Here is a 355-nt window from a genome sequence, read left to right as displayed (position 1 = left end):
CCCACCCACTAACTCAGATGCGAAGTAACGATTTAATTCTACAAATCTTGGGTAAAGTGTGTTATAATAGTGGTCAACCCCAGGTCGAGGGAATTATGTTAGTTGTAGAAACTAAGTTAAAGAACGGCACTCCAGAGCAATATCAAAAGCTTGATGAAGCTATTAGGACAGCACAATTTGTCAGAAACAAATGCGTTAAATATTGGATGGAGAACAAAGGGACTACAAGAAATAACTTGCAGAAACTTTGCGCTGTTTTGGCGAAAGACTCTACAACTCCTTGGGTAAACAAATTAAATTCACAAGCAAGACAATCAAGTGCAGATAGAGCATGGCAAGCCATTTCTCGATTCTA

Annotated in this window: 1 pseudogene; it reads left to right on the top strand. The window is 38.9% G+C overall.

From position 1 onward, the window contains the following. Positions 1-95: 95 nt before the first annotated feature. Positions 96-355 (top strand): annotated as a pseudogene (locus tag PL8927_RS27690) (RNA-guided endonuclease TnpB family protein); the annotation flags it as partial.

It is taken from the genome of Planktothrix serta PCC 8927 (genome assembly GCF_900010725.2).
GTDB lineage: Bacteria > Cyanobacteriota > Cyanobacteriia > Cyanobacteriales > Microcoleaceae > Planktothrix > Planktothrix serta.
The sequence above is the reverse complement of the archived record's forward strand: the minus strand, read 5'-3'. Positions and strand labels throughout refer to the sequence as shown.